At 66.5% G+C, this 2868-nt stretch carries 2 protein-coding genes and 1 pseudogene; all 3 read left to right on the top strand.

What is annotated here, in order from left to right; all coding sequences use genetic code 11:
• On the top strand, positions 1-1701 hold a 1701-nt coding region (locus tag AC36XV_RS02060; protein ID WP_492202008.1), incomplete at its 5' end, for a S46 family peptidase.
• Positions 1702-1772: 71 nt separating this feature from the next.
• Positions 1773-2366: an outer membrane beta-barrel protein gene (locus AC36XV_RS02065; protein ID WP_492202009.1), complete on the top strand. Its 594-nt coding sequence runs from the start codon at positions 1773-1775 to the stop codon at positions 2364-2366.
• Between the two features lie 109 nt (positions 2367-2475).
• Positions 2476-2868: pseudogene (locus tag AC36XV_RS02070) on the top strand (hypothetical protein); the annotation flags it as partial.

Raw genomic sequence — 2868 nt, forward strand, 5'->3', positions numbered from 1 at the left:
CAAGAGGAGAGAGAGGAGGCGCGTTCCCGCGTCGTCGAGGAGATTCGGGACGAGCTGAAGGCCCTTCACGCCGCGGCCGGAGATTCCGTCTGGGTGCAGGTGATCGCCCTGTACAACGGTGGGCGCTACTCCGCGTACGTGTTCCGCAGGTTCACCGACGTGCGACTGGTGGCGGCCGTAGAGGTCGAGATGGGCTTCTTCGGCGGAGACCCCGACAACTTCACGTATCCCCGGTACGACCTCGATTATTCCTTCCTCCGGATCTACGAGGACGGCCAGCCGTACCAGCCGGAGCATTACTTCGGCTGGGGCGAGGGCGTGGAGCCGGGCGATCCGGTGTTCATAATCGGAAACCCGGGACAGACCAACCGCCTGAAGACGGTCGCGCAGCTCGAGTACCAGCGCGACGTCTCGGTTCCGATCGCCGTCCACTTTCTCGGCACCCGACTGCAGGTTCTGGCCGACTTCAAGCGGGCCCGGCCCGAGGCAGCGCGGGAGCTGGGCATCCGGAACTGGATGTTCGGTCTGTCCAACTCGCTCAAGGCGAACACCGGACGCCTGGAAGCGCTCAACGATCCGGTGATCATGGCCAGGAAGGCGGCAGCGGAACGGGATCTTCGCGAGGCCATCGCCATGGACCCGGAGCTTCAGGCCACCTACGGAGGGTTGTTCGACCGACTGGCCGAGATCCAGGAAGCGAAGCAGGAGTGGGCGGACTACTTCGGCGCTTCGCAGGGGATGGGCAACACGTTCGCCGGGTCCGTCACCATGGCCCGCGCCATGCGTGCGGAAGCGGTTCTCACGGCGATGGAGACCGGGGCCCCGGATGAAGAAGTGGAGGAGCTCATGACGGAGCTCGGCCGGGTCGGTGACCGGCCGGCGGACGTCGAAGTCGGCTTCCTCGCGAACCGGTTCGCCGATTTCGAGCGCTACCTCGGCCCGGACCATCCCGTCACCGTGGCGGCCCTGCAGGGCATGACGCCCGAGGCGTCGGCCGAGATGATGCTCGAGACGAGCGTGCTGGCGGATCGCCAGGCCACGCTCGATGCGATCGAGGCGGGCATCCTCGGACCCGATGATCCGATGATCGCGCTGATGACGGTGGCCTTGCCCTACGCGGCCGAGTTCCGCCCGGTGTTCGGCGCGCTCGAGAGCGAGGAGAGCGATCTGCAGGCGGCCCTCGGAAGGGCGCGCTTCGAGGTGTACGGCAGCGCGGTTCCGCCGGACGGCTCGTTCTCGCCCCGCATCGCCGACGGCGTCGTGAAGGGGTATCCCTACAACGGAACGCTGGCTCCGCCGTACACCACCTTCTACGGGCTGTACGACCGGTACTTCAGCCACGGAGAAGGCGAAGGTATCGGAGAGGAGTGGAATCTTCCGGCCCGCTGGAAGAACCCGCCTGAGGGACTCGATCTGAGCACTCCGCTCAACTTCATCTCGACGACCGATTCCTACGGCGGGAACAGTGGCTCCCCGGCGGTCACGCCGGACCTCGAGCTCGTCGGGCTCAACTTCGACCGCAACATCAACGGCCTGTCCCGCGACTTCATCTACCTGCCCGAGCAGGGTCGCAACGTGATGGTGGACGTACGGGCGATCCGGGCGTCGCTGGACGTCGTCTACGATCTGGACCGGATCGTGGCGGAGATCGAGGACGGAGTGCTGTACGAAACGGAGGCAGAGGCCGACGCGGCGATGTGAGAAGCTCGCGGTCGGTCGAAACGTGAGGGCGGGGTCGAAGCGGGAAACCGTTCGAATCTGGGAGTGCGTGAATGATCCGATGGAGATCCGGTCTGCTGGCGATCGTGCTGGGGCTGACGGCCGCCACGCCCGCTTTCGGGCAGAGAGCCCGCACCCTCGTCGGTGTGTCGGCGGGCGCGGTGGCCAGCGAGCTGGAGGGCGGGATCGTCAACACCGACGCACGCTGGGGGTTCATGGGAGGGGTATTCGCCCTGTTTCGGACCAGTCGGAACAGCCTGGTCGGGCTGGAGATGAACTATGCCCAGAAGGGCGGAGAGAACCTGGCCAGGCTGGACTACCTGGACATCCCCCTCACGGTCGGAGTGGTCATCCCGACGGGTAACGACGGGGTGAACTTCAACTTCTACACCGGCGTCGGTCTCGGAATCAACCTGAGCTGCAGCAACGACGAGGACTCGTTCGATCCCGTCGATTGGTGCGGACGGGCTCGAAGCACGGAGTGGACCTGGCCCCTGGGCCTCGCCGTCGCCTTCCGTACGGGCAGCGGCAAGGTGTTCGGCCTCGATGGCCGATACTCGATCGGGATCTCGGATGCCTTCGACGGCGCCGCGGCCCGTAACCGTGCGTGGCAGCTCCGGGCGCTGTTCGCTCTGCCCGTGAGGTGATCCCGCCACGGGACCTCCGGGTGAACTTTTGGCGGTTCCCGTGTATTGACACTCATCCGCGGGACAGGAACCGGCGTCTGCGGCCCGACGCCCGCCGCCGGAGGAGTCGATGTCGGCGAAGTTTTTCAACGAGCTGCTGAAGAGAGGCGTTCCGCAGGTCGTCGGGGTGTATCTGGCGGCGGGCTGGGGGTTGCTGGAGTTCACCGACTGGGCCACCGGGCGGTTCCAGCTGCCGGTCGGCGCGGAAGACTTCGTGGTCGCCACCTGGATCATCTTCCTGCCGGTGGTCACCGGCGCCGCCTGGCGCTTCGGCGACCCCGAGCGTCGACGACGGGCCTCCGGTCGGACTCCCGTCGCGACCCAGGCGATCCCGGGCACGGCGGCGTCTCATGCGTCTCCGGCCGAGCCCACGAACATCGTCGTCCTTCCGTTCACCAATCTCAGCGGCAGCGCGGAGGATGATTACCTCGGGGACGGACTGTGCGAGGAGATCACGAATCAG

Source organism: Candidatus Benthicola sp. (assembly GCF_058719085.1).